The following is a 22374-nucleotide window of genomic DNA, read 5'->3' as shown; positions in this document are numbered from 1 at the left end:
ACGAATAATTAAATGTATACGGGAAAATTGGCTTAATTAAGCGATTTAACTGGTATTTACAGGTAAATAAGCAGGAAATCAACCTACTAAATCCATTTCTATGGAAATAATCCGTGAACCGGCTGAACAGGTAATGTTCCATTCTCTGTGCTGCTCATTTACCAATATTGCAGGAGCATGAACTTCACGACCGTCCGCTTTGCAGATTCCTTCCTGAAGGAATAGAATATGTACCCCGCCTTCAATATCAATAGTTTTTTCTTCTGAAAAAAGGGTTACGTGTACTTTGGGATGGTAATTCGGTTTGAAGATCAGGTTAAAATCGGTTAGTTTTCCTTTTGCTTTGGTAGGCCAGGAACCGCTGAAGCGCGCCAATTGGAATTCACTGACATTTTGCTGAATGACCCCATTAGGTGTCTGGTGCTCCATTTCCAGTTTTCCTTTCAAAGGGATCAAAATACGCTCATACCCATCGAAGATCGTGAAATCGGATGCTTCCGTTTCCACTAATGCGGAACTGATTCGCCAGTCGAAATTACGTTCGGACAAGGTTGTTCCTTCCGGCGAAATAAAAAGCTGGGTGGTTGTTCCGCCACTCCAGGCTGTAATTAAAAAGTCCGTTTCAGTCAGTATCTTCATGGCAAAAAAAATCCCCCCGGTCAGCCGGGAGGAATTTGTTACGTTATTATGATCTGAAAAGTTTCAGGGAATGTCCTAATTTTTCTTTCAATTCTGTTCGATCAATAATATAATCCAGGAATCCATGTTCCAAAACGAACTCGGAAGTCTGGAACCCGTCCGGAAGGTCACGTCCAATAGTTTCTTTCACTACGCGTGGCCCGGCAAATCCTATCAATGCTTCCGGTTCTGCGATATTAATATCTCCAAGCATTGCAAAAGAAGCGGTAACACCTCCGGTTGTAGGATCTGTCAAATAGGAAATATACGGAAGTTTGTGACTTGCCAATTGTCCCAGTTTACCGGAAACCTTTGCCATCTGCATCAGTGAAAATCCTGCTTCCATCATACGAGCCCCTCCTGATTTCGAGATAATCATAAAAGGTGCTTTTAATTCGATAGCCTTATCGATTGCACGGGCAATCTTTTCTCCCATTACAGACCCCATCGAACCTCCTACGAAATTAAAATCCATTGCAGCTACTACAAACGGGAAACCGTTCATATCTCCGTATGCTGTTCTGATCGCATCTTTTAAACCTGTTGCTTTCTGGGTAGCTTTTATACGGTCTGTATATTTCTTAGTATCAACAAACTCTAAAGGGTCACCCGAAGTAACTTTGTCGTTGATCTCGGTGTATTTCCCTTCATCAAAAATAATTTTGAAGTACTGCTCGGAACCGATACGCTCGTGGTTTGAACAGCGGTCACACACATAATTATTTTTCTCCAGATCGTCGTGTGTGAACAATGTCTTACAACGGGAACACTTGTTCCACAATCCTTCGGGAGTTTCTTTTTTATCTTTTGTTGAGGTAGTAATACCTTCTTTGGAACGTTTAAACCAACTCATATCACTCTCTTATTTATTCAATGTATTGATATTATTCAGGTCTGAGAAAGATTTTTCTAATCGCTGTACGAACGTCAATTCGCCTTCACGCAGCCATTTTCTCGGATCGTAGTATTTCTTATTCGGAACATCTTCTCCTTCCGGGTTACCGATCTGTGTTTTCAGGTATTCGATCTTAGAAGTCACGTAATCACGAACTCCTTCTGTAAATGCAAACTGAAGGTCTGTATCCAGGTTCATTTTGATGACTCCGTAACCAATTGCTTCACGAATTTCTTCTACTGTTGAACCTGAACCTCCATGGAACACAAAATCAACCGGATTATGTCCTGTATTGAATTTTTCCTGTACGTATTTCTGAGAATTCAATAAGATCTTCGGTGTCAATTTCACATTCCCCGGTTTGTAAACTCCATGAACATTTCCGAATGCGGCCGCAATCGTAAAACGCGGACTTACTTTCATCAATTCTTCATACGCATATGCAACTTCTTCGGGTTGAGTGTATAGTTTGGAGGAATCAACATCACTATTGTCTACTCCGTCTTCTTCTCCACCCGTAATTCCCAATTCGATTTCCAGTGTCATACCTATTTTGCTCATACGAGCCAAATATTTTTTACAAATCTCAATGTTCTCTTCGATCGGTTCTTCGGAAAGATCGAGCATGTGGGAAGAGTATAGGGGCTTCCCGGTTTCTTTGTAGAACTGTTCTCCGGCATCCAGCAAACCATCCATCCATGGAAGCAGGTTTTTGGCACAGTGGTCGGTATGAAGGATTACGGTTACGCCATATGCTTCTGCTAAAGCATGAACGTGTTTCGCACCTGAGATTCCTCCTAAAATTGCAGCTTTTTCGTCTTTATTAGACAAGGATTTTCCTGCAAAGAAATGTGCTCCGCCATTGGAGAATTGAATGATCACCGGGGAGTTTAACTTCGCAGCAGTTTCCATTACTGCATTGACTGTAGAAGTACTTGTTACATTTACTGCCGGAAGCGCAAAACCTTTTTCTTTCGCATAACGAAAAATTTCCTGAACCTCATCTCCAGAGGCAACTCCGGGTTTAATTGAATAAGCCATTTTAGTCATTATTTGGGGTGTAAAAGTAATGAAAAGCGCCGAATAACATCTGATCGAGTAGAAGAATATTGTCTGATGGTTTTTATTTCCCGCAGAGGTAAGCGGATGAGCACAGATTTTAATCGCTTCTATTTCATTGAATGGCATGTATAGTCTCTTTTATTTTCTCCAGGTTTTCTTTATAAAACCAAAAGTAAAGAAGATATACTGCTTTTTGGAGTTAAAATTGCAATGCTGAAATATACACTACTGAGAAACAGTATTCTTAGAACGGGAAACCGATCCCGAAGTTGATACGCATCGGGTAAAGGAATTGAGGGATCGATTCTTTGTACTCCGCACCATAGACTGCCTCTGCTTTGGCATTGAACTCGGGTTTCGGGGTAAATATCCAGCGTTCTCCTTCCGGGAAGCCCGGATTGTGGATCGGTACACCTAAATCGAAACGAAGTACGAAGTAGTTAAAGTCGAAACGAAGTCCGTAACCCACTGAAATACCCAATTCTTTCATGAAACGTGCTGAGATCTGTCCGCCAATCCGGTTATCGTCTTTATTCATTGTCCAGATATTTCCGGCATCTATAAACAGGGCATGATTCAAAATTCCGCCGGAGCCAAAACGGTATTCCAATGACGCGTTGAAACGGATATCCCCGATTTGAGTGGCAATCAGGTCCGGATCCAGTAATCCCTGGTAGGCACCCGGTCCCAATGTTCTTGCTGCCCATCCCCTGTTGTCGTTCGATCCTCCGGCAAAGAAGGAATAATCGTAAGGAAGGGATGTCGGCGAGTTTTTCATTGGGAAACCAACTCCACCCATAGTCCTGAAGGCGATGAGACTGTGTTTTCCTGTTTTGTAATAGGCAACGATCTTATTATCGATTACTGAGAACTGCGAATAAGGAACACCGATGAACAACTTATGTCCAAGAGAATCGTATTTCGGGTTGATGGATGTAATAGCATTCAAGAGGTTTCCTGCAATGGAGAAACTTCCGGAATAGGTAAGACGAAGTTTCGGGAATTTTCTGCGTGTTTTATTTAAGTTATCAAAATCAAAGGTTATTTTGAAGTCTTCCCATATGAACTGATCGCGGTATGCATTTTTCAGGAACAGGTCATTGAGCAGAGCAAGCTTGGTTTCAAAATCCGGTTTCGGATCAAGTGAAACATACTTAATCACGGATGCAAAAGGGAGACCGAATGAAACGGATTGGGTTTTACCATCTCCTACCAGGAACTTATAGAGGTAGTTGAACTGCAAAACGCTTCTTGCGAAATCCGGTCGCTGCTGGTAATTGTATGCAGCTGAAAGTTCCGTACGCGGGCGCTGTCTTTTCCCAAGAATAGTTACCCCGAAAGGAAAAAGGCCTGGGATATCCAATTTAGCAGAAGGCCCGAATTCAAAAGTGTTAAAGCTTCTTCCCTGCGTTTTGATCGTGTTCCCTTTATCATCCGTACTGAAAACACTAGGGTTGGATTCAAAACCACCGGAAACGGAAAAAATGAAGTTCGTTCCCGTTCTGAAAATATTCCTGTTCGTATAGTTCAGAGACGCACTTAATCCAAGGAAACCGTTAGAGTTCTTTGCACGCGGTTCAAAACTAAAGCTCTGTTTGGTTGCCGGAACGAGGTAATAACGAACGCGCACAACACCGCTTCCGGGATAAGTTTCTACAATTTCCGGCTTGATCACTGAAAACAAGTTCAACTGCACCAAACGCGTAAAGGAACGTTCCAGGTAATATTCTTTGTAATAATTGTCGCTTTCCAGGTAGTTCTGGGCTTCAATCAATGTAGGACTAACAAAGGGTTTCGTGTTGTAGTAAAAAGTTGCAACCCTGTTCGGATCGAAATCGATACTATCTTTTGCCTTTCCCGTAATGGTGAAATCCACTTTGCTTTTAAGGTATACTCGCTGGCTTCTCGGAAGTCCCAGCTCTTTGGCAACCGGATCTTCGACTTTTTTACGCACTTTTCTGTATACCAGAGAATCCAGTGAGATTAAGAAACCGTTTTCTTTTAACTCCAAACCTCTGCTTGCGACTGTTTCCCTAAAATTCCCTTTAAAAAAACTGGTATCTGAAAAATGGAAGGAAACCTCTTCCACTTTTGTGGAAACATGCGGAATGTATTTTATGACGTTGGGATTATCTTCATTGGGTACAACCCGGTCGCCGATTACTACGGTCAGGGTCATTTTCAATTCCTTATCCTTTGAGTTGGTAGCTCGCGATGTATCTGCTTTATAACTCACATTCGACTCTACAAAACCAAAGTAGGTCCTGTCGCGCAGGTAACGGGCCAATTCTCCCCGGTAAGCACTTAATTTATCGGCGTCAAACGGAAGGTTAATTGTTTTTTTATCGACGATACTTGCTTTGAAATCCGGGTTCAATCCATTCTTATCCATCTCTTTCTGGATGTAATATGTAAACTCACCTGTCATCACCGGATTCTTACAAATCAATTTCACGGTATCTATATAAATACGAAGCCCGGTTTTGATCTCGTAATTGGCAATTACTTTTTTCTTGGTCTTGTGCTTATTGAGCATTCGGTGAATGGTATCGAAATGACCGTTTACTTCCGCGTAGAAATATCCTTTTGAGTGCATGTATGCCTGCACCTGCACCAACGAACGCGACATGGCCCCTGTGTCAGCAATAACAGGTGCTTCCCCGAATTTGTACTTTATCAATTGTCTAAAGGTCAAATTCGGGTCCAGCGTATCTTTCAGTTTGATCGTTTTGTAGATATAATCCGGATCTCCTTTTCGAATGGCACGCTGTCTTCTTCTTTCATTGATGCGGATTTCCCGTTTGGTCTTTTTGGCATTTTTCCGATTCAAACGATCGAGTTTACGTATCCTCCCGCGTTCTGTTTTAGTGCTATCAATAGAGTTATAGAGTTTCAGTCGAAAAGGAACACCTATTACCCGAAGGTTTGGCTTTTGTTTCAAAACATCCTCCACTTCAGAAGTACTTATTTTGTCTCCTTCAATTTTGAATTTATTTTTTTTGAGTAAATGTTTATTCTCCGGGACCAGTTTGGTAGACAAACACCCCTGGACAGCAAAAGCAACCGTAAGAACTACGAATAAGTGCTTTAGATTAAGCTGTTCAAATCCCCTCAACATATAGACAAAAATAAGAAACCAAAACAAAAATTCATTTAAAAGACACGAATTTGGTATGTTTGACAAAAAAAAGTGCAAGCCCTTTCTAAAGCTAAACAAAAATGGATCCGATCCCTGCAGTTGAAAAAAAACCGGGACCAGGAAATGCTTTTCGTTGTAGAAGGCGAAAAATCAGTACTTGAAGGACTTTCTGCCTTTGCTTCGCATCTGGAAATCATCGTTTCACTTGAAACATTTTCTTTGCAAATTCCGAGCCAATTCCATCCGAAAACAGTTACCGTTACAACTAAGGAATTAGAGCAAATTTCCGAATTGAAGACTCCGAATAAATGCATTGCGGTATTTAAGCGTCCGGACTATGCTTTATTGACCGATCAGTTTACCATTGCTCTGGACGGAATCCAGGATCCGGGAAACATGGGAACAATCCTGCGTTTGGCTGACTGGTTCGGTGTGAAACAAATCGTTTGTTCCAAAGACACTGTGGACTGCTACAATTCAAAGGTCATCCAGGCCTCCATGGGAGCCATTTACCGCATTCCGGTGCATTACACGGACCTGGCAAGCTATTTAAAGAACAGTACGCAGCAGAAATATGGTGCCATGCTGAATGGAAAAAACTACAAATCGATTGATTATCCGAAGGACGGGATCCTAATCATGGGAAATGAGGGAAAAGGCGTTCGTCCCGAAATTGAGGCATTAATAGACTTTCCGGTTACCATTCCACGTTTCGGGGAGGCAGAATCGCTCAATGTAGCAACAGCAACCGCTATTTTACTGGCGGAAATTATTCAATGATCTTACAATATGAAAAAGTACCTGATTGTTATTTTATTACTATTGATTGCGCCGATGGTGTTTTCACAATCGAAAAAAAAGTTCCCCAAAACAACTTTTGCAGGTGGAACCGGTAAAGAAATGACTATTAACAACCCTCGGTCATTTATGGTGATTTCCAACCAGAATTACACCTTCATAAAAGATTCCCTGAATTATTTATCTGCAATTTCACACGGTTACGATGACACAAAATTAGAATGTGAAAACTGTACACTTAGTCAAGAAGAAAATACACTCGATTATTTAGTGTACACCCCAAAATCTGGTAGTTGTAGAATTATAATATATGGTATCAATAGAACTACGAATAAAACTGTCTGTTTGGGTGCTTTTTCGTTTAATGTAGCTGATAGTGTATACCATGATGTCTATTTAGATAATGTTCGGTCAGGAAATTCAATTACCTCTAATATTACCTCAATTGAATGCAGAAACAGAGATTATTGGAACGGAGATGAAGAAATGACCCTAATAAGCTGGAAATTGAATTCTGGTTCCAAAGAAGTCGTAGGTACTGGAAATGAACTAACCAAAGAAGCGATTCAATTTGTTAAGGAAATTCCTTCGGGAGAGATTATTGTTGTGACTACCACCTCAAAAAGTAATTTTCAAAAAACATTCGTAACAAAGGGCCTTTTTTTTAAAGACTAAGTTGATTCATGAAACTTCTGAACATTTTATTTTTCATCTGTATTTCGATTCGATTGAGTGCTCAATTCGACCAAATCGACACCAGTAAATACGCTTCCTACCGGCTATCGATCCGCATAGCTAATAACCGCATCCAGGCTGACAGCAACAATGCCGAAGCTTATATCCAAAGAGGTTACTACCGGAATTTACTGCGGGATTTTGACGGAGCACTGCAGGATATTGACAAATACATTTCCCTGAGACCGACTGAAGCTTCCACCTATAAATCGCGGGCAAAAGTGAACTATGAAAAAGGCGACCTGGAGCAAGCCATACGAGATATCAACAAGGCAATCGAATTGAAGCCCGATTATTACGAGGCGATTAATGACCGTTCGACCCTGTATTACAAAACCGGAAATTACGAAGCTTGCAAGGCGGATTTACTCGTCTTATTGAAACACAATCCATCGGACCTTTCGCCGCTTCTTTACCTGGGATACTGTGAAACCAAACTGGAGAACTTTGAGAAAGCCATTAGTCATTTCAAGACTATTCTATCGAAAGATTCCCTTTACAAAGAAGCCTGGAACAGCATCGGTAACTGTTATTTCCGTTTGGGAGACAATGCAAAAGCGCTACAAGCCATCAACAAAGCAATCCGGATAGATCCACGCTATGCAGAAGCTTATGAGAAAAGAGCGCAAGTCAAAATTTCGGAACATGACGGTACTGGCGCACTGGAAGATCTAACAACAGCACTTTCTTACAACCCTTTCTTAACAACCTCACTCAATAACCGCACTTTGGTTTATATCGCGGCTAAAAGGTATCCCGAAGCACTTGGGGATATTAATCTGCTGCTGCAACTGGTATATCCTACTCCGGAACTTTTAAAAACACGAGCTGGTATTTACAAGGAATTGGGAGAGACAAAGCTGATGGAAGAAGATTTGAAGTTGGCGGAGGAAATTGAAAATTTAAAATGAACTATTGAGATGTAATTATGAATTATGAATTGAATCATAATACATTTTTACCGCGTCCACACACTTCATTCCGTCTATTGCTGCTGAAATAATCCCGCCGGCGTAGCCTGCTCCTTCTCCGCATGGAAATAATCCTTTGGTATTGATACTCATGCAGGTGTCATTATCCCTTGGCACGGAAACCGGGCTGGATGTGCGTGATTCCGGCGCATGAAGCACGGCATCATTGGTCAGGAACCCGCGCATTTTCCGGTCAAAATCCTTAAAGGCCTGGCGCAGTCTTTTTGCAATAAAATCCGGAAGAACCTCATTCAGGTCAACAGAAACAATTCCCGGCTGGTATGAAGTTCTCGGGAAATCTTTTGATTTTTTACCTTCCACAAAGTCTTTCAGGCGCTGAGCAGGAACGGCTTGCGTACTTCCGGCTGCTTTCCAGCATTCCTGTTCCACCTTTTGCTGGAATTCAAGGCTGATTAACGGATTTTTTGGTGAATAACCAGGTAATTCAGCCGGCTCCACGCTTACCACGATTCCGGAATTAGCCGTCGGATTGTTCCGTTTGGATGGTGACCAACCGTTTGTAACGACTTCGCCGTTTTCAGTAGCACATGGTGCAATGATCCCTCCCGGACACATACAGAAAGAATAAACTCCCTGGTCTGCAACCTGAGTTACCAGTGAATAAGAAGCCGGGGGAAGAAACCAATCGTTGTGTCTTCCGTGGTACTGGATCTCATCTATCATTTCCTGGGTATGTTCAACCCTTACTCCCAATGCGAATGCTTTCGCCTGGATAGCTACCTGCTTTTCTTTCAGAAGGTAAAAAATATCCCTGGCGGAATGACCGGTTGCCAGTACTAAAGCTTTACACGGAATAACTTGTTCCTTATTGATCTCAATAGCCTGAATCTCTCCGTTTGTAATAGTAAGATCTGTCAGTTTTGATTCAAAATGCACTTCACCTCCGTATTCGCGGATACAATTGCGCATGGCAACAATAATTTGCGGTAATTTATTCGTACCGATGTGCGGATGTGCGTCTACAATAATGTCTTCATGAGCACCGAAATGAACGAACCACTTCAAAGCACGCATGACATCTCCGCGTTTTTTAGAACGTGTGTACAGCTTACCGTCCGAATAAGTTCCTGCCCCACCTTCACCGAAACAATAGTTGGATTCCGGGTTTACAATGTGTTCTTTGTTGAGCCTTGCAAGATCACGTCTCCTGGAACGCACATCTTTTCCTCTTTCAAAAACAACGGGTTTCAGCCCTAGTTCCAAAGCTCTCAGTCCGGCGTACAAACCTGCTGGCCCCGCCCCGATGATGTGAACGATCTTAGAATCTTCCGTTGCTTTTAGCGGAGTAAACTCCGGTTCAAACGGCGGAACAACTCCATCCGGGAACACCTCAAAACTCGCATTGATCTTGATATCGCGTTTGCGTGCATCGATAGAACGCTTGTGCCATTTATATGCAAATGAGTCGATAGGAAGTTTTAATTCACGGGAAATGGCTGAACGAATGAAGTGTTCGTCTTTTGCTTCTTCAGGGGAAAATTGGAATTGTACCTGCATTTGGGGTCAAAGATAAGGGATTAAGCATTAACCACAAAGGGCACGAGGGACCTTTAGGTTTACCTTATCCTTCGAAGATGAGGGAAATCCAAAGGACTTTGTTGTTAAGTCGGTCTATCGGTTTAGAAACAGGTGAATTATCCTGGATCAATGAGTTCTGGAAGCTTTGGGAAAATTTCACTTCGAAACCAAACTTGAAGAATGGAGCAAACCACTCCAAGCCACCACCAACTTGTCCCTGGAAATCATTTGCTTTGATTTTTATGAAAGGATCAATAAAATTTTGAGAAGCTTCTTCCTGCGACTGCAAATCGTAAGAATACTGTCCGCCGACCAACACGTAAGCCGCAAAATTATTGATTCGCAATGTCCGGAACTGCAGCATTAAAGGGAAATCCAGGTTGGTGGAATTCACACGCTCTTCCTTAAACAGATCCTTTGTTTTGCTTGGGTCAGGATCCTGATAGTAATACTGAACCGCTCGTTCCTGGAAGGATAATGTAGGAACAAAGCGCAGACGAACTACCGGATGCCCCAGCTTAACGGTTGTTACAATTCCGACCTGTCCGCCGGGCTGGCGCTTGGTTTCCAAAGATTTCAAACCGTAACTGGCATATGCATCATTTACCGGAGTCGCTTTAAAATTCGCAGAATTCACGCCCAGCATAAATCCAAAGTGAATCCAGCGCTCATCAAAACGTTTATAATTCTTCGTTTTTTCAGGTTGCGCGAAAAGTATGCCGGTCATTAACACACCGACCAACGTAACGGCCCATTTTGTATTCATACCTTTCAAACGGTGTTTGATTTTTTTTATTTTAAAAAAATCAGTTCAAAGAGTCTAAATATTCAAAAAGTTTAAACTTTTTAACTCTTGAACCTTTTCAACTACTTTATTCCTGAATAGATCGTTGCAATACCTCCCGACACCAATCTTGCACTCACTTTTTGGTAGCCTAGTTTTTCCAGTATATCCGTAAAAGCTTTTCCTTCCGGGAAAGCTACAATCGATTCAGGTAAGTAAACATAAGCCTCATTACTCTTTGAAATACGTTTTCCGAAGAACGGAATGATGTATTTCGAGTGGAAAGCATAATATTGTTTTACCGGAAATTTCTTCGGCTTGGAGAATTCCAGGATGATCAGCTTGCCTCCGGGGCGAACAACGCGCAGCATTTCAGACAGTCCTTTTTCCAGGTTTTCGTAGTTACGCACCCCGAACCCGACTGTCAATGCATCAAAATAATTGTCTTCGAAAGGCAGGTTCTCAGAATCTCCCAATACCATAGAGATGACTTTATCGAGACTGCGTTTCTTCATTTTTTCGCGACCAACTTCCAGCATCCCTTCGGAAATATCCATTCCCACAATTTCCACCGGATTCAATTTCATCAGTTGAATGGCGAAATCACCTGTTCCTGTAGCCAGGTCCAGAATACGTTTCGGCTGGATCTCTTTGAGCATATTCACTGCTTTTCGTCTCCAGATCTTATCGATTCCAAGGGATAAAAAGTGATTCAGGAAATCATACCGCTTAGAGATCTTGTTGAACATCTCTGCAACTTCTTCCTTCTTCGACTTATCGTCTTTACCGTAAGGTTTTACTATTTTTCTTTCCACTTTTTCTAATTGATAATGGAAAATTGACAATTGACAAGTATGTTAAATCTGCTTCAGCAGATGTATCGAAAGCAATGCTTAGTAAACTGCACTAATCCCGAAACTTCGGGATTTTTATCGAAAGCAGTGCTTTCTCTTCTTTTCAATTCTCAATTTTCAATTCTACATTAATTATATTGTTTTCCTTCGCACTCCTGTATCAACTGGTCGGGATCGATACTCACTACACCGCTTTTTTCGCAAACCAAGCCTCCTGCAAGATTGGACAATTCGGCAATACTCTCGATAGAAAGTTCGGCAGTGAGACACAACGTTGCCACGGAAATGACCGTATCCCCTGCTCCGCTTACATCTGCGATGTTCCTGAAATGTGCCGGAGTATGATAATCCGCTTCGTCTTTCTTAATGAAAACGCCATGTTCGGAAAGGGTTACGAACGTAATTTCATTCTCCAGTGCTTTTTCCAATTCAGCTACTGCCTGATTGAACAGATCACGCTGCTGGAACGAGCAGTCGATGCCGATTCCCTCTTTTAATTCTTTCAAATTCGGTTTAAACAGCGTTACACCTTTGTATGCCAGGAAGTTTTCTTTTTTAGGATCGACCGTTGTTGGTATCTGTTTTTCAGCAGCCCATTTCACCACTTCGCTGATCACTTTCGGCGTGAGCACTCCTTTGTTGTAATCCTCAAAAATGATTGCATCGATCGTTTCTCTATCTAAAACCGCCCGGATCTTTTCCAGGAAATGATCTTCCTCCACTCGTGATAAAGGATGTGTATCTTCCGCATCAATTCTCAGTAAATGCTGGTTATTCCCGATTACCCGTGTTTTAACGGTAGTTACACGTTCAGAGCTTTTCAGTATCCCATCTGCCGACATGTCCAAGCCGGTAAGCAGACCTGTCAGATCGTGTCCTTTTTGATCACTTCCAACCACCGAACAGATGATTGGATTTGCTCCCAACGACTGAAGATTTAAAGCCACATTTGCAGCTCCGCCCAAACGCTGTTCTTCCTTCCCCAAACTAATAATGGGAACCGGAGCTTCGGGGCTTATTCGGTGAACTTTCCCCAGCATGTAAGCATCAATCATTACATCTCCAACCACTAAAATGCGCTTGGTTTTGAATGCAGCGAGTATTTCGTGTATTGTCATTTAGTTCAATTCTGCTAATGCGTTTGCAACGCGTTTCATGGCTTCAGTCAATGTTTCTTCGGAAGCTGCGTAGGAAATCCGCATACAGTTTGCGTCACCGAAAGCTTCACCGGAAACCAGGGCCACACCTTTATCCAACAGATACATACACAGATCTTCTGCACTTTTGATGGTTGCTTCGCCATGCTTTTTCCCAAAGAAACTGGAAATATCCGGGAACACATAAAATGCCCCACCCGGTTTATTGGTTTTCACCCCCGGCATTTTATCCAGCGCATCCAAAACCAATTTGCGTCTGTTCTCAAATGCTTTTACCATGTCTTTCAAAATGGCAGGATCTGCATTTACCGCGGCAATAGTTGCTCGCTGGGCAATGGAACAGGTACCGGAGGTAAATTGTCCCTGGATCTTATTACAGGCATCTGCAATTTCTTTCGGAGCACCGATATAACCGACCCTCCAGCCAGTCATAGCCCAGGCTTTGGAAACACCATTTACGGTTACAACCTGCTCACGCACATCATCAAACTGCGCCATGGAATGATTGTGTCCCACGAAATTAATATGTTCATAGATCTCATCCGACATGACAATGACTTGCGGGTTTTCTTTTACCACATCAGCCAATGCTCTTAGTTCCTCTTTGGTATAAACAGTTCCGGTTGGATTACACGGAGACGAGAACATCATCATTTTTGTCTTCGGTGAAAGAGCTTTGCGGAATTGTTCCGGGGTGAATTTAAAATCACTTTCAATCGTTGTAGAAACCACAACCGGAATACCACCTGCTACTTTCACGATCTCCGCATAAGAAACCCAATAAGGCGCCGGTATGATCACCTCATCACCAGGATTGATCGCTGCCATTACCAGGTTCGCTATAGATTGTTTTGCTCCGGTAGAAACAACAATGTTTTCACGCTTATATGGAATACCGTTATCGCGGTTAAATTTATTCGCAATCGCATCTCTCAAATCATCGTAACCGGGAACAGGCGTGTAAGTTGTAAAATTCTGCTCCATGGCCTCTTCGGCAGCTTTTTTGATGAAATCCGGAGTATGAAAATCGGGTTCACCCAAACTTAATGAAATGATGTCTTTTCCCTGTGCACGTAATTCTCTGCTTTTTCGAGACATGGCCAGGGTAGCCGACTCTTCCATTTCCAATACGCGATTTGATAATTGAATCATAAAATTGCTTCGTTAATGAGTTTCAAATTTAGGGATTATTCAGAAGACCGGTGCAATAAATCGGGAATAAACCAATGGGATTTTTTCTTAATGGGATTTTGGTTTGTGACAGGTAATGACTTTGTGAGTTCAGTGTTTTATTTCCTGTAGAAACAAAGCGGACTTTCAGCCGCTTTCATTGAGCAAAAACGCAGCTATTTATTAGAATAAACCAACCTGTCTTTTCACACAGAACTCTAAAGCATGTTCCTACGCTATCCTTGCTGCGCTGATCGCAGATTAATTTTGGATTTAAAAGAATAAAACCCATCACTTACTGAAGAACCAGAGAAAGTAAGGGTCAACTTTTACACTAATTTACATTGCTTTAAATATGCTGAAGAATGCTTGTCCTACCTTCGGAAAAATTCGGAAAATTATGAAAGCATTTATTATTGGTGCGCTGGTTATTTTTTGCCATTACAGCTCTCAAACCTTAGACGTAAAAAAATTGAAAGTTACGATTCCAAAATCGGACGAGCGGGAGGACACCGTCATTTATGGTCCGCAGCTTCCTTGTTACTACAGCAGGGCGGTTAGCGAATATATCAGGCGAACTTTCCAGGACAGCAAAGGTAATTTGTGGTTTGCGACCAATACCGACGGTTTGGCAAAATACGATGGTAAGGTACTTAGTTATCTTACTATAAAAGAAGGTTTAAGCGGTTCACAGGTTACAGGAATTATGGAAGACAAAAACGGGAATCTTTGGTTCTCTACCAATGAGGGAATTACGCGTTATAATCCTTCTCAAAATGAAAAGAATATAGACCGATTCTCAACAGAAGACGGGCTGAGTCATGCAAGTACCTGGAGCATTTTCCAGGACAGCAGAGGAACAATCTGGGCAGGTACGTTCAGCGGATTGTGCCGCTTCAACGGAACAAGATTTGAGACATTCCCTCTTCCAAATGCTCAAGGAAATTGGATCCGGTCAATTACCGAAGACAAAAAAGGAAATTTATGGATCGCCACTTCCGGTAAAGGAGCTTTTAAAATATCGACTGAAAAAACGGAGCAGTTTTCAAAAAAAGAAGGATTGTGCTCCAATGATCTGACCTGTATCCTTGAAGATAAAAAAGGAAATATTTGGTTTAGCTCCATGGATGGCGGAGTGAGTAAATACAACGGAACAACTTTCATCCATTTTACTTCTGAAAAAGAGATCAGGAACAATGAAGTATGGACTATTTATGAAGATAAAAGCGGAAATATCTGGTTTCCATCCGAAGGATACGGCGTTTACAGGTACAAAGACGGAGTTCTGGTAAATTTCGGTGAAAAAGAAGGTTTTGCGGTGAAAGCCATTCAAACCATCTATGAAGACAGATCCGGGGGACTGTGGTTCGGAGGCGGAGACAGCGGAAATGGCAAGTCACTGCTTTTATATTTCGGAGGAGCATTCACACCTGTCACGAAAGAAGGACCGTGGGTAGAAGGGTGCTGATGAATTATCAATGACCTATAGCGGAAATTATCAAATGGGACGCGAAGCATCGCGTCCCTGTACTTATTCTTTTATTTTCACGTAGATGTGTTTGGTATTTTTATTGGTTGTTTCCCGAATATCCACATCAAATTCATTGGTACTTTTTATTAATGGGAGTAATTTCTGGAAACCATAATTCCTTGGATCGAAATCGCGTTTCTTTTTTATCAGGAAGTTACCCAATTCTCCCAGGAATGTCCATCCGGTATCATCTGCCAGGTCACCGACACTTTCCTTCAGAAGTGTCACTAATTTCTGATCAACCCTATTCATCGGACCAACTTCCTTCTTACCGTCTTTTTGCTTGGTTTCGGACTTTGAAGGAAGTGTTTTTTGCTTCAGGATCTCGATGTAAACAAATTTATCGCAGGCTGTAATAAACGGAAGCGGTGTTTTCTTCTCCCCGATCCCCATGACTTTCTTGCCTGATTCACGTAAACGCGTTGCCAGTCTTGTGAAATCACTGTCTGAGGAAACAATGCAGAAAGCATCCACCTGGTTTCCATACAAAATATCCATCGCATCAATGATCAGTGCGCTGTCGCTTGAATTTTTCCCGCTGGTATAACTGTACTGCTGAATCGGAGTAATTGCATTTTCCAGGAGAACGGCTTTCCAACCGTTTGCATTGGGTTTTGTCCAGTCAGCATATATTCGTTTGATCGTTGGTGTTCCATTCTTTGCTACTTCTTCCAGCATTTCTTTAATGCTGGAGTAAGGTACATTATCGGCGTCTATTAAAACCGCCATTCTTTGTTCACTCATATTCTTCAATTAACTTATCCGGACTATTCAATTCAGCATTGGAAAGATCACGAATAGCCGACAAGATAGGAAAAAGAATCAGCAATTATTATCAAGGCCTGAGAATTGACTATGATGTCATTGAGAATTCTACCTCACAGGTAAAACAAACCAGGCACCATTTTGACCGACGAGCACTTCCCGTTTGTTTTGATCTGTCCCCCTTACAAACCAATATCCATTTAACGAATTTGAAAAAGAGGCCGTTTTTTGATTTTTAGAATGCAGGACGATGGGTTCCTTCGTTAGTTTTTTTCCATTGATCGCATAAATATCCGTGAGATTATTACCGAGGTTGTCTATCACATACAGACCGTCATCCGAAATTTCCGAAGAAGCATTCAAAGTCCCGTTTTGAAAAGAAGGGATTAGCTTTTTAGGAATCTCTGCATAATCATCATCACTGGGAGGCGGTGTCGGACGAAAAATAAGCTGTTTTCCATTTTGGAACGCCGAAATTATCGGCTGCAGGTATGTGTACTTTGGATTCCCATATTTCATTTGAGTCAGATAGTAAGCATTTACGTGCACCGAATCGTATTCACAAGGTACAACCAGGGTTGTTTCATTGGACAGCATCCCTGCTCTTCCATCTTTGTAAACGTGGAAGAAATACGGGAAACTTTGACTATATACGATCGAATCATAGTATTCATTGTTGTCTGTAATCTGGTCTTTTGAATCCTTCACAAAATCTTTCATTTTCACCAGTTTCACCTGTGTTTTATTCTTTGAAAGATGTTCTTTTACCCGGATGAAGTAGCCGTAAATATCGAGCTCGTCAGCTGCATTCCCGGTGAAAATCGTATCCAGTTTTTTCATTCGGGGATTATAGGAAAGAAGGAACAATTGCTTAGCTTTCCGGATGAGCAGCCATTCTTCATCGTACTTACTTCGGATATATTCCGGGTTGGCAAATTTTGCCGGCAGCAGCTCATTTCCCCCGGCGTCAATTACCCCATACAGATCTCCTTTCTTTGTAACCAGGAAACGGCTCATTTTATCTGTCTTAAGAATGACCTCATCTGTGTTTACATGAAAGATCGTATCTTTCTGTCTATTAGCTCCCAATTCATCTAAAAAATAGGATTTCACTTCCCAATTCCCTTTGCTTCCCGTGACGGTCATTTTTGCCAGGTAGTATCTGGTATAATTGATACTATGCAGCACATTCCTCTGTTCAAAAGATTTGATCACATTGATAGGTTTCCTCGTCCATGCTCCTGAAATCAAAAGCTCTCTGTCCCTTGAAATATCTAGAATTTTCGGTTCTAAGCGAACTGATTCAGGCATAGGTCCTTCAGGTTCTTTTCCCTGCAAATGCTTTCGACTCACATTCGGTGGAATTGACACTATATCATTGGATGAATGGAATTTATGATAATAAGTATACGCTTTCGCAGTTTTCGAAATCGGGTTCCAAACCACATAGAAATCTCCCCGAAACTCTATGTATTGCTCCGAAAAGGGGAGGATTTCCGTCATTGTAAAAGCTGCCGGATCAAATTGAAACAAGGTTTCCTGCTTCCCCTTTCTGAATACAAATAAACCATTCCACTCATACAGATCATCGACCGGTTCTTTGGTTAGAAGCATTGATTTACCCGACTTATTGACATAAAACAACTGAGCTTGTTCTCCCATGTTTGCCAGAAAAAAAACACCGCTGTCTTTGCTTATCAATTCCCTGGTTGGTGAGTTTATTTCGTATTTATCGATTTCAGAATAATCAAACCCGCTAAGAATCGTTCCCTCAAGCGTTCCCAGCGCATATTTTCCATTTTGTTCCAGCGCAAATAAATGGTACCATGCTATCCCGGTATGAATCGGTGTAATCGAAGCATAGAGTAATGGAAACACATATTTACCTTCTTTCACAACCCCATACAAACCGTTCTTCCCGACAATGTATTCGCTTTTACGGGAGATCATATTATAGATGCTGTCAAAACGCTCTGCAACCGGAATACTCCCGTTTGTATCAGCAAGGATGAATTGATTATCGATTTTAAACGGCCGGTATTTGTCCTGGGCAATTACGGAGCCGGCAAAGAAAGTGATAAGGAACAGTAGCGTTGTTTTCATTTGAAATGGTATAGATTTAGGCAAAAATACAATTACTTGCCAGGCAAAACAAAATCAGACCAGTTTATTCTCATTCTCATTCCGCCCCTCCATACAACTCCTTCCCCCACTCGTCTACACTGGTGTGATCATATTCCTCGCTCCAAAGCAGTTCGCTGAATTCCTGCCGCAATTGTCGGATTGCCTGCAGATCGGTGATGCGGACACGGGTTTCGTGGTTGAACAAACATCCTGACCTGGTAAAATTGACGGACCCCAGATAAGCGATACAGTCATCTATGATATAGAGCTTGCTGTGAAGGTTAAAGGACTTGGATGTGTTGTTTTTATTTCCGGAGAAATGGGAACGAAATATTTTGACTGGAAAAAGAGAACTGTAGGAATACTGCCAAAAACGGATTCCAAGAGCATATTTACGGATAAGCTGCCCTAAAAGCATCAATCCTGCCAGTATACCGAATTCGATGAAGTCGGAAATTTCGGCAGATGGTGAGAATACGTTCTCCAGGTTGGTAATTGTCAAAAGTCCGAATGTGGTCATCCAAACAATTCCTGTCCAATGCAGGATATTTTTCCGGTTCCGGAGCGTTTCGTCAACGTGTTTGTGCTGTCTGATGATGCGGTAACAGTTCTTTCGTTCGTGTGCATAATCTTCCACATAGCCGGAAGTTACCAGCTCAATATGTACACCGCTCGTAAAACGGTTGAGGAGCATTTCTACCAGGCCGGCAGACAAATAAGGCGACATGACCCGAACGGATTTTTTCGCTTTCCGGATGTCATCCAGGATCATTTTCCCGGATTCTTTCCCTATGTAAATATCTCCGGGTACATTATTGATTGTTTTGCTCATGGTCAGTGGTTTTTTTCATCCAATCATATAATAAGTCAAAAAAGGGGATTCGGTACAGTAGTCAGACCTAAACTTTAACAAACATTTTTTGCTATCAATAACAGCATTCATTAACTTACCCGTTATTCACTGTAATTTTTAAGTTTATGTATCGATCTGCAAAATATCGAAACACACTTAACTTAATACCTTTATTACTAGTAGGAGTCCTAATTCTTTGCGTAAATTATCAAATCATCCTTTGGGGAATCAGGCATGATTACCTGAACGTGATTTATTTTGTCTGGGTGCTGATCGGTTTCACGATCTTCATCTTTTACCTGGAGCTGATTTATTTTGTTTATTCGGTCATGGAGATTACCCCGCGGGAAATCATTTTCACCAAGCCCCTGAGACGTTTCGGCCTATTCCGCAAACGGCAAAACAGATGGGTTATCCCGCATTCTGAGTGGACCGAATTGCATGCATTCAATGTGAAATCTAGTTCCACACTTTATTTCCGCAAAGAACGGGATTCGGTTTTCTTTGCAACTATTGAAGGTGGGAGTGCATTTGCACGGAAGATCAAAAAGCATTTCCGTGAAAAGCTGATTTATTACTCCTCCAACCAATTCCCGCAAAAATTACGCAACAAAATGCTCGATGAAACTGCAGAACGTGTGATGCGCTATTAACTAAAAAATCCCGGTTGATTTGACCGGGATTTTTTAGTTCTATATTTATCCGGGATGCGTTGACCAGGTGTTGTCCGGATTTAGAACTACATTTATTGTTGTAATTCCTTCCGGAAACTCAATCTGCATTGGATTTGTTATCTCCTTTGAGTTCACAACCTGACCTTTTTCATACTCTCCGAACGCAATCCAATATTGGGGATTTGGAGAAAAGGCCATCTCCATATTTGGTTGTGCAGGCACCAAAAAAACAGGTGCTCCTGACATTCCCAAACCAGCCCTAACCTCAAAAGGGCCAATAGTACTGTCGGTTTGGATGTACAAATTTCCCGTTACTCCTCCTGCCGGCTGAGTAATAAAATTATATCCACCATCATAAGTCAACAAGGCAACATTGTTGGATTCCAGGTTCGCAGGAATGCATTGAAAGGTAACAGAAGAGATATCTGCAGCAAGTGATTTTTGCTCCATCCAGACAAAATCATACCCTGTTTTCCAACTGAATATACCATTTGTATTCGGATGAAGGTATTTTGTAAACCAGACCAGCGCTGAAGAATCCGGCATATTCATATCCGGATGTTCCTGGAAAACCATGAAGTTTCCTGCATTTGTTGAGTTGTTGGTGAAGTTGATCTGGTATTCAACTCCCGTAGAATTGTTTTCAGCCATAATGAATAATAGTTAAGAGGTGCTAATGTAATGAATAAATTCATTCCCCTTTTTTCATTGCCGAAATGCATACAAAATCAAGGGATAACCCGGAAATTCAAAACTACCGAATCTCAAAACATCCCCTAAAAACAAGACTCTTCTGAATTTTGAATTTTGCATTTTTAATTTTCTGTACCTTCGTACACGAAAAATAAGAACTCACTTCATGAAAAAAGTAGCAGTAATTGGTGCAGGAACAATGGGAAATGGGATTGCCCACACATTCGCACAATTTGGATATCAAGTATCGTTAATCGACGTAGCGCAGGCTTCATTGGATAAAGGATTGGCAACAATCACGAAAAACCTGGACCGCCAGGTTGCAAAAGAAGCCATTACAGAGGCTGATAAGTCGGCAACTTTGGCAAACATCACCACTTTCACTTCTATGGAAGAAGGAGTAAAAGATGTAGAACTGGTGGTTGAAGCAGCAACGGAAAATGTAGACCTGAAATTGAATATTTTCAAACAGCTGGATGCTTTAACTCCTGAAAATGTGATCCTCGCATCGAATACTTCTTCTATTTCCATTACAAAAATTGCTTCTGTGACGAACCGTCCGGAAAAAGTAATCGGAATGCACTTCATGAACCCGGTTCCGGTGATGAAACTAGTTGAGATCATTCGTGGTTATTCAACAACTGATGAGGTTACTAACCTGATCATGGAAACTTCCAAAAAACTGAACAAGGTTCCTGTGGAAGTAAATGATTACCCGGGATTTGTGGCAAACCGTATTTTGATGCCGATGATCAATGAAGCAATTTATACGTTGTATGAAGGAGTTGCCGGAGTTGAAGAAATCGATACCGTAATGAAACTGGGAATGGCACACCCGATGGGACCGCTTCAGTTAGCTGATTTCATTGGATTGGACGTGTGTTTAGCAATTTTGGAAGTACTTCACGACGGTTTTGGAAATCCGAAATACGCTCCATGTCCGTTGTTGGTAAACATGGTAACTGCAGGTAAAAAAGGTGTAAAGACCGGCGAAGGATTCTACTCGTGGAACCACGGAACAAAAGACCTGATTGTTGCTCCGAACTTTGCTAAGAAATAATTTTTACAAAATATGCTGAAAAGCGGCTCCCCTAAAAGTGGAAGCCGCTTTTTTTTTGAGAAATTCTGATATTGTGATATATCAACATTGCAATATCGTCATGTTGCAACTAGCAATTTGCTAGTTTGAAAAATAACCCGCTAACCATTTTCAAAGTTTTCTCCTAACTTAGCAAAACAAAGAAAACACGTGAGATCATTCTTCGCACTTCCTATCTTTAAAGACATTCGCTTCTGGATCATTTTGTTCTTCCTGATTCGCATGTATGGAATTACCAATCCGCCGTTGGAAGTTGCCCACAACTGGCGCCAGACAACCGGAACCATGGTTACACGGAATTTCTTCGAAGGATCGGCGAATATTCTTTATCCGCGCATTGATTTTGCCGGAGATAAAACCGGAATTACCGGAATGGAGTTTCCGCTCCTGAATTACATCGATTATTGGGTTTCGGAACTGTTCGGTTATCAGCACTGGTATGGAAGATTAATCAACCTCATTGTAAGCAGTTTGGGAATTTGGTTCTTTTTCAAACTTTTAAAGCGCTATTTCACTCCAGAAACTGCATTCAATGCTTCTATTATTCTTTTAGCGTCCATTTGGTTTGCCTACAGCCGGAAGATCATGCCGGATACCTTTGCTACCTCACTCGTCATTATAGGATTTTATTATGCGGCCTGCTATTTCGAAGAAGAAAGGCGGAGATGGCTGCACCTATTCCTTTTCGGATGCTTCACTTTAATGGGCGTGCTGGCCAAATTACCGGCAGGTTTTCTGCTTGTCCTATACGTATTTTTCATCCTGAACAGACAGATATCTATCCATCTGAAGATCGTGTTTTTTATCGTCAGCGGCGTATTATTAGCCCCCATAGCCTGGTGGTATTTCAGCT

At 41.7% G+C, this 22374-nt stretch carries 20 protein-coding genes; 7 read left to right on the top strand and 13 right to left on the bottom strand.

The genetic code is table 11. The annotated features are described in order from the left end of the window. Positions 1 to 78: 78 nt before the first annotated feature. The 4 genes from QZT69_RS17915 to QZT69_RS17900 all read right to left on the bottom strand — a co-directional run bounded on the left by QZT69_RS17915 (position 79) and on the right by QZT69_RS17900 (position 5753). Positions 79 to 639 carry a HutD family protein gene (locus tag QZT69_RS17915; RefSeq protein WP_294679433.1) on the bottom strand — a complete coding sequence of 187 codons (561 nt, stop codon included), beginning with the start codon at positions 637 to 639 and terminating at the stop codon, positions 79 to 81. A gap of 46 nt (positions 640 to 685) precedes the next feature. Further along, positions 686 to 1531 (bottom strand): acetyl-CoA carboxylase, carboxyltransferase subunit beta, encoded by an 846-nt coding sequence (gene accD, locus QZT69_RS17910; RefSeq protein ID WP_294679426.1) that lies wholly within the window; start codon positions 1529 to 1531, stop codon positions 686 to 688. A gap of 9 nt (positions 1532 to 1540) precedes the next feature. Next, positions 1541 to 2614, bottom strand: a complete 1074-nt coding sequence (fbaA, locus tag QZT69_RS17905; protein ID WP_294679420.1) for a class II fructose-bisphosphate aldolase — start codon at positions 2612 to 2614, stop codon at positions 1541 to 1543. A 265-nt stretch (positions 2615 to 2879) separates the two neighbouring features. Continuing rightward, a complete protein-coding gene (locus QZT69_RS17900; RefSeq protein ID WP_294679413.1) occupies positions 2880 to 5753 on the bottom strand; it encodes a BamA/TamA family outer membrane protein in 2874 nt (957 codons plus the stop codon). A 72-nt stretch (positions 5754 to 5825) separates the two neighbouring features. Here QZT69_RS17900 and QZT69_RS17895 point away from each other — a divergent pair, with 72 nt between their 5' ends. The 3 genes from QZT69_RS17895 to QZT69_RS17885 are packed head-to-tail and all read left to right on the top strand — an operon-like array spanning position 5826 to position 8218. Beyond that, the gene (locus QZT69_RS17895; RefSeq protein WP_294679407.1) at positions 5826 to 6554 is read left to right on the top strand and encodes an RNA methyltransferase; all 729 of its coding nucleotides are present in this window, start codon (positions 5826 to 5828) and stop codon (positions 6552 to 6554) included. Between the two features lie 9 nt (positions 6555 to 6563). Beyond that, the gene (locus QZT69_RS17890; RefSeq protein WP_294679399.1) at positions 6564 to 7247 is read left to right on the top strand and encodes a hypothetical protein; all 684 of its coding nucleotides are present in this window, start codon (positions 6564 to 6566) and stop codon (positions 7245 to 7247) included. An 8-nt stretch (positions 7248 to 7255) separates the two neighbouring features. After that, positions 7256 to 8218, top strand: a complete 963-nt coding sequence (locus QZT69_RS17885) for a tetratricopeptide repeat protein (protein WP_294679392.1) — start codon at positions 7256 to 7258, stop codon at positions 8216 to 8218. Positions 8219 to 8233: 15 nt separating this feature from the next. Here the strand turns inward: QZT69_RS17885 and QZT69_RS17880 are convergent, their stop codons facing one another. The 5 genes from QZT69_RS17880 to QZT69_RS17860 form a co-directional block, all read right to left on the bottom strand. Beyond that, positions 8234 to 9796 (bottom strand): NAD(P)/FAD-dependent oxidoreductase, encoded by a 1563-nt coding sequence (locus QZT69_RS17880; RefSeq protein WP_294679386.1) that lies wholly within the window; start codon positions 9794 to 9796, stop codon positions 8234 to 8236. A 64-nt stretch (positions 9797 to 9860) separates the two neighbouring features. Continuing rightward, positions 9861 to 10583: a porin family protein gene (locus QZT69_RS17875; RefSeq protein WP_294679379.1), complete on the bottom strand. Its 723-nt coding sequence runs from the start codon at positions 10581 to 10583 to the stop codon at positions 9861 to 9863. A gap of 101 nt (positions 10584 to 10684) precedes the next feature. Continuing rightward, on the bottom strand, positions 10685 to 11416 hold the full coding sequence (ubiE, locus tag QZT69_RS17870) for a bifunctional demethylmenaquinone methyltransferase/2-methoxy-6-polyprenyl-1,4-benzoquinol methylase UbiE (protein WP_294679363.1): 732 nt from the start codon (positions 11414 to 11416) through the stop codon (positions 10685 to 10687). Positions 11417 to 11583: 167 nt separating this feature from the next. After that, the gene (locus tag QZT69_RS17865) at positions 11584 to 12573 is read right to left on the bottom strand and encodes a bifunctional heptose 7-phosphate kinase/heptose 1-phosphate adenyltransferase (protein ID WP_294679356.1); all 990 of its coding nucleotides are present in this window, start codon (positions 12571 to 12573) and stop codon (positions 11584 to 11586) included. After that, a complete protein-coding gene (locus QZT69_RS17860; protein WP_294679348.1) occupies positions 12574 to 13764 on the bottom strand; it encodes a pyridoxal phosphate-dependent aminotransferase in 1191 nt (396 codons plus the stop codon). Between the two features lie 418 nt (positions 13765 to 14182). Here QZT69_RS17860 and QZT69_RS17855 point away from each other — a divergent pair, with 418 nt between their 5' ends. Further along, positions 14183 to 15250 (top strand): two-component regulator propeller domain-containing protein, encoded by a 1068-nt coding sequence (locus tag QZT69_RS17855; protein WP_294679340.1) that lies wholly within the window; start codon positions 14183 to 14185, stop codon positions 15248 to 15250. A 63-nt stretch (positions 15251 to 15313) separates the two neighbouring features. On the opposite strand, the gene QZT69_RS17850 is transcribed toward QZT69_RS17855, so the two are convergent. The 3 genes from QZT69_RS17850 to QZT69_RS17840 all read right to left on the bottom strand — a co-directional run bounded on the left by QZT69_RS17850 (position 15314) and on the right by QZT69_RS17840 (position 19034). Next, entirely contained in the window at positions 15314 to 16057 is a 744-nt protein-coding gene (locus QZT69_RS17850) for an NYN domain-containing protein (RefSeq protein WP_294679333.1), read from the bottom strand. A gap of 129 nt (positions 16058 to 16186) precedes the next feature. Further along, entirely contained in the window at positions 16187 to 18181 is a 1995-nt protein-coding gene (locus QZT69_RS17845; RefSeq protein ID WP_294679326.1) for a hypothetical protein, read from the bottom strand. A 76-nt stretch (positions 18182 to 18257) separates the two neighbouring features. Continuing rightward, the gene (locus QZT69_RS17840) at positions 18258 to 19034 is read right to left on the bottom strand and encodes a phospholipase D family protein (RefSeq protein WP_294679320.1); all 777 of its coding nucleotides are present in this window, start codon (positions 19032 to 19034) and stop codon (positions 18258 to 18260) included. Between the two features lie 146 nt (positions 19035 to 19180). Here QZT69_RS17840 and QZT69_RS17835 point away from each other — a divergent pair, with 146 nt between their 5' ends. After that, on the top strand, positions 19181 to 19708 hold the full coding sequence (locus tag QZT69_RS17835; protein WP_294679313.1) for a hypothetical protein: 528 nt from the start codon (positions 19181 to 19183) through the stop codon (positions 19706 to 19708). A 45-nt stretch (positions 19709 to 19753) separates the two neighbouring features. Here the strand turns inward: QZT69_RS17835 and QZT69_RS17830 are convergent, their stop codons facing one another. After that, entirely contained in the window at positions 19754 to 20380 is a 627-nt protein-coding gene (locus QZT69_RS17830; protein WP_294679311.1) for a hypothetical protein, read from the bottom strand. A gap of 208 nt (positions 20381 to 20588) precedes the next feature. On the opposite strand from QZT69_RS17830, the gene QZT69_RS17825 reads away from it, so the two are divergent. After that, a complete protein-coding gene (locus QZT69_RS17825) occupies positions 20589 to 21482 on the top strand; it encodes a 3-hydroxybutyryl-CoA dehydrogenase (protein ID WP_294679309.1) in 894 nt (297 codons plus the stop codon). A 189-nt stretch (positions 21483 to 21671) separates the two neighbouring features. Continuing rightward, the coding region (locus QZT69_RS17820) for a glycosyltransferase family 39 protein (RefSeq protein ID WP_294679302.1) at positions 21672 to 22374 on the top strand (703 nt) is incomplete at its 3' end.

The sequence above is a fragment of the uncultured Fluviicola sp. genome (assembly GCF_902168135.1).
Classification (GTDB): Bacteria; Bacteroidota; Bacteroidia; order Flavobacteriales_D; family Crocinitomicaceae; genus Fluviicola.
The sequence above is the reverse complement of the archived record's forward strand: the minus strand, read 5'-3'. Positions and strand labels throughout refer to the sequence as shown.

Bases quoted from the DNA above. Each gene is read 5' to 3' on its own strand.
- accD (WP_294679426.1), bottom strand. From the start codon at position 1,531: ATGAGTTGGTTTAAACGTTCCAAAGAAGGTATTACTACCTCAACAAAA.
- QZT69_RS17890 (WP_294679399.1), top strand. From the start codon at position 6,564: ATGAAAAAGTACCTGATTGTTATTTTATTACTATTGATTGCGCCGATG.
- QZT69_RS17855 (WP_294679340.1), top strand. From the start codon at position 14,183: ATGAAAGCATTTATTATTGGTGCGCTGGTTATTTTTTGCCATTACAGC.
- QZT69_RS17825 (WP_294679309.1), top strand. From the start codon at position 20,589: ATGAAAAAAGTAGCAGTAATTGGTGCAGGAACAATGGGAAATGGGATT.
- QZT69_RS17850 (WP_294679333.1), bottom strand. From the start codon at position 16,057: ATGAGTGAACAAAGAATGGCGGTTTTAATAGACGCCGATAATGTACCT.
- QZT69_RS17840 (WP_294679320.1), bottom strand. From the start codon at position 19,034: ATGAGCAAAACAATCAATAATGTACCCGGAGATATTTACATAGGGAAA.
- QZT69_RS17900 (WP_294679413.1), bottom strand. From the start codon at position 5,753: ATGTTGAGGGGATTTGAACAGCTTAATCTAAAGCACTTATTCGTAGTT.
- QZT69_RS17860 (WP_294679348.1), bottom strand. From the start codon at position 13,764: ATGATTCAATTATCAAATCGCGTATTGGAAATGGAAGAGTCGGCTACC.
- QZT69_RS17915 (WP_294679433.1), bottom strand. From the start codon at position 639: ATGAAGATACTGACTGAAACGGACTTTTTAATTACAGCCTGGAGTGGC.
- QZT69_RS17845 (WP_294679326.1), bottom strand. From the start codon at position 18,181: ATGAAAACAACGCTACTGTTCCTTATCACTTTCTTTGCCGGCTCCGTA.
- QZT69_RS17865 (WP_294679356.1), bottom strand. From the start codon at position 12,573: ATGACAATACACGAAATACTCGCTGCATTCAAAACCAAGCGCATTTTA.
- QZT69_RS17885 (WP_294679392.1), top strand. From the start codon at position 7,256: ATGAAACTTCTGAACATTTTATTTTTCATCTGTATTTCGATTCGATTG.
- fbaA (WP_294679420.1), bottom strand. From the start codon at position 2,614: ATGGCTTATTCAATTAAACCCGGAGTTGCCTCTGGAGATGAGGTTCAG.
- QZT69_RS17835 (WP_294679313.1), top strand. From the start codon at position 19,181: ATGTATCGATCTGCAAAATATCGAAACACACTTAACTTAATACCTTTA.
- QZT69_RS17880 (WP_294679386.1), bottom strand. From the start codon at position 9,796: ATGCAGGTACAATTCCAATTTTCCCCTGAAGAAGCAAAAGACGAACAC.
- QZT69_RS17830 (WP_294679311.1), bottom strand. From the start codon at position 20,380: ATGGCTGAAAACAATTCTACGGGAGTTGAATACCAGATCAACTTCACC.
- QZT69_RS17875 (WP_294679379.1), bottom strand. From the start codon at position 10,583: ATGAATACAAAATGGGCCGTTACGTTGGTCGGTGTGTTAATGACCGGC.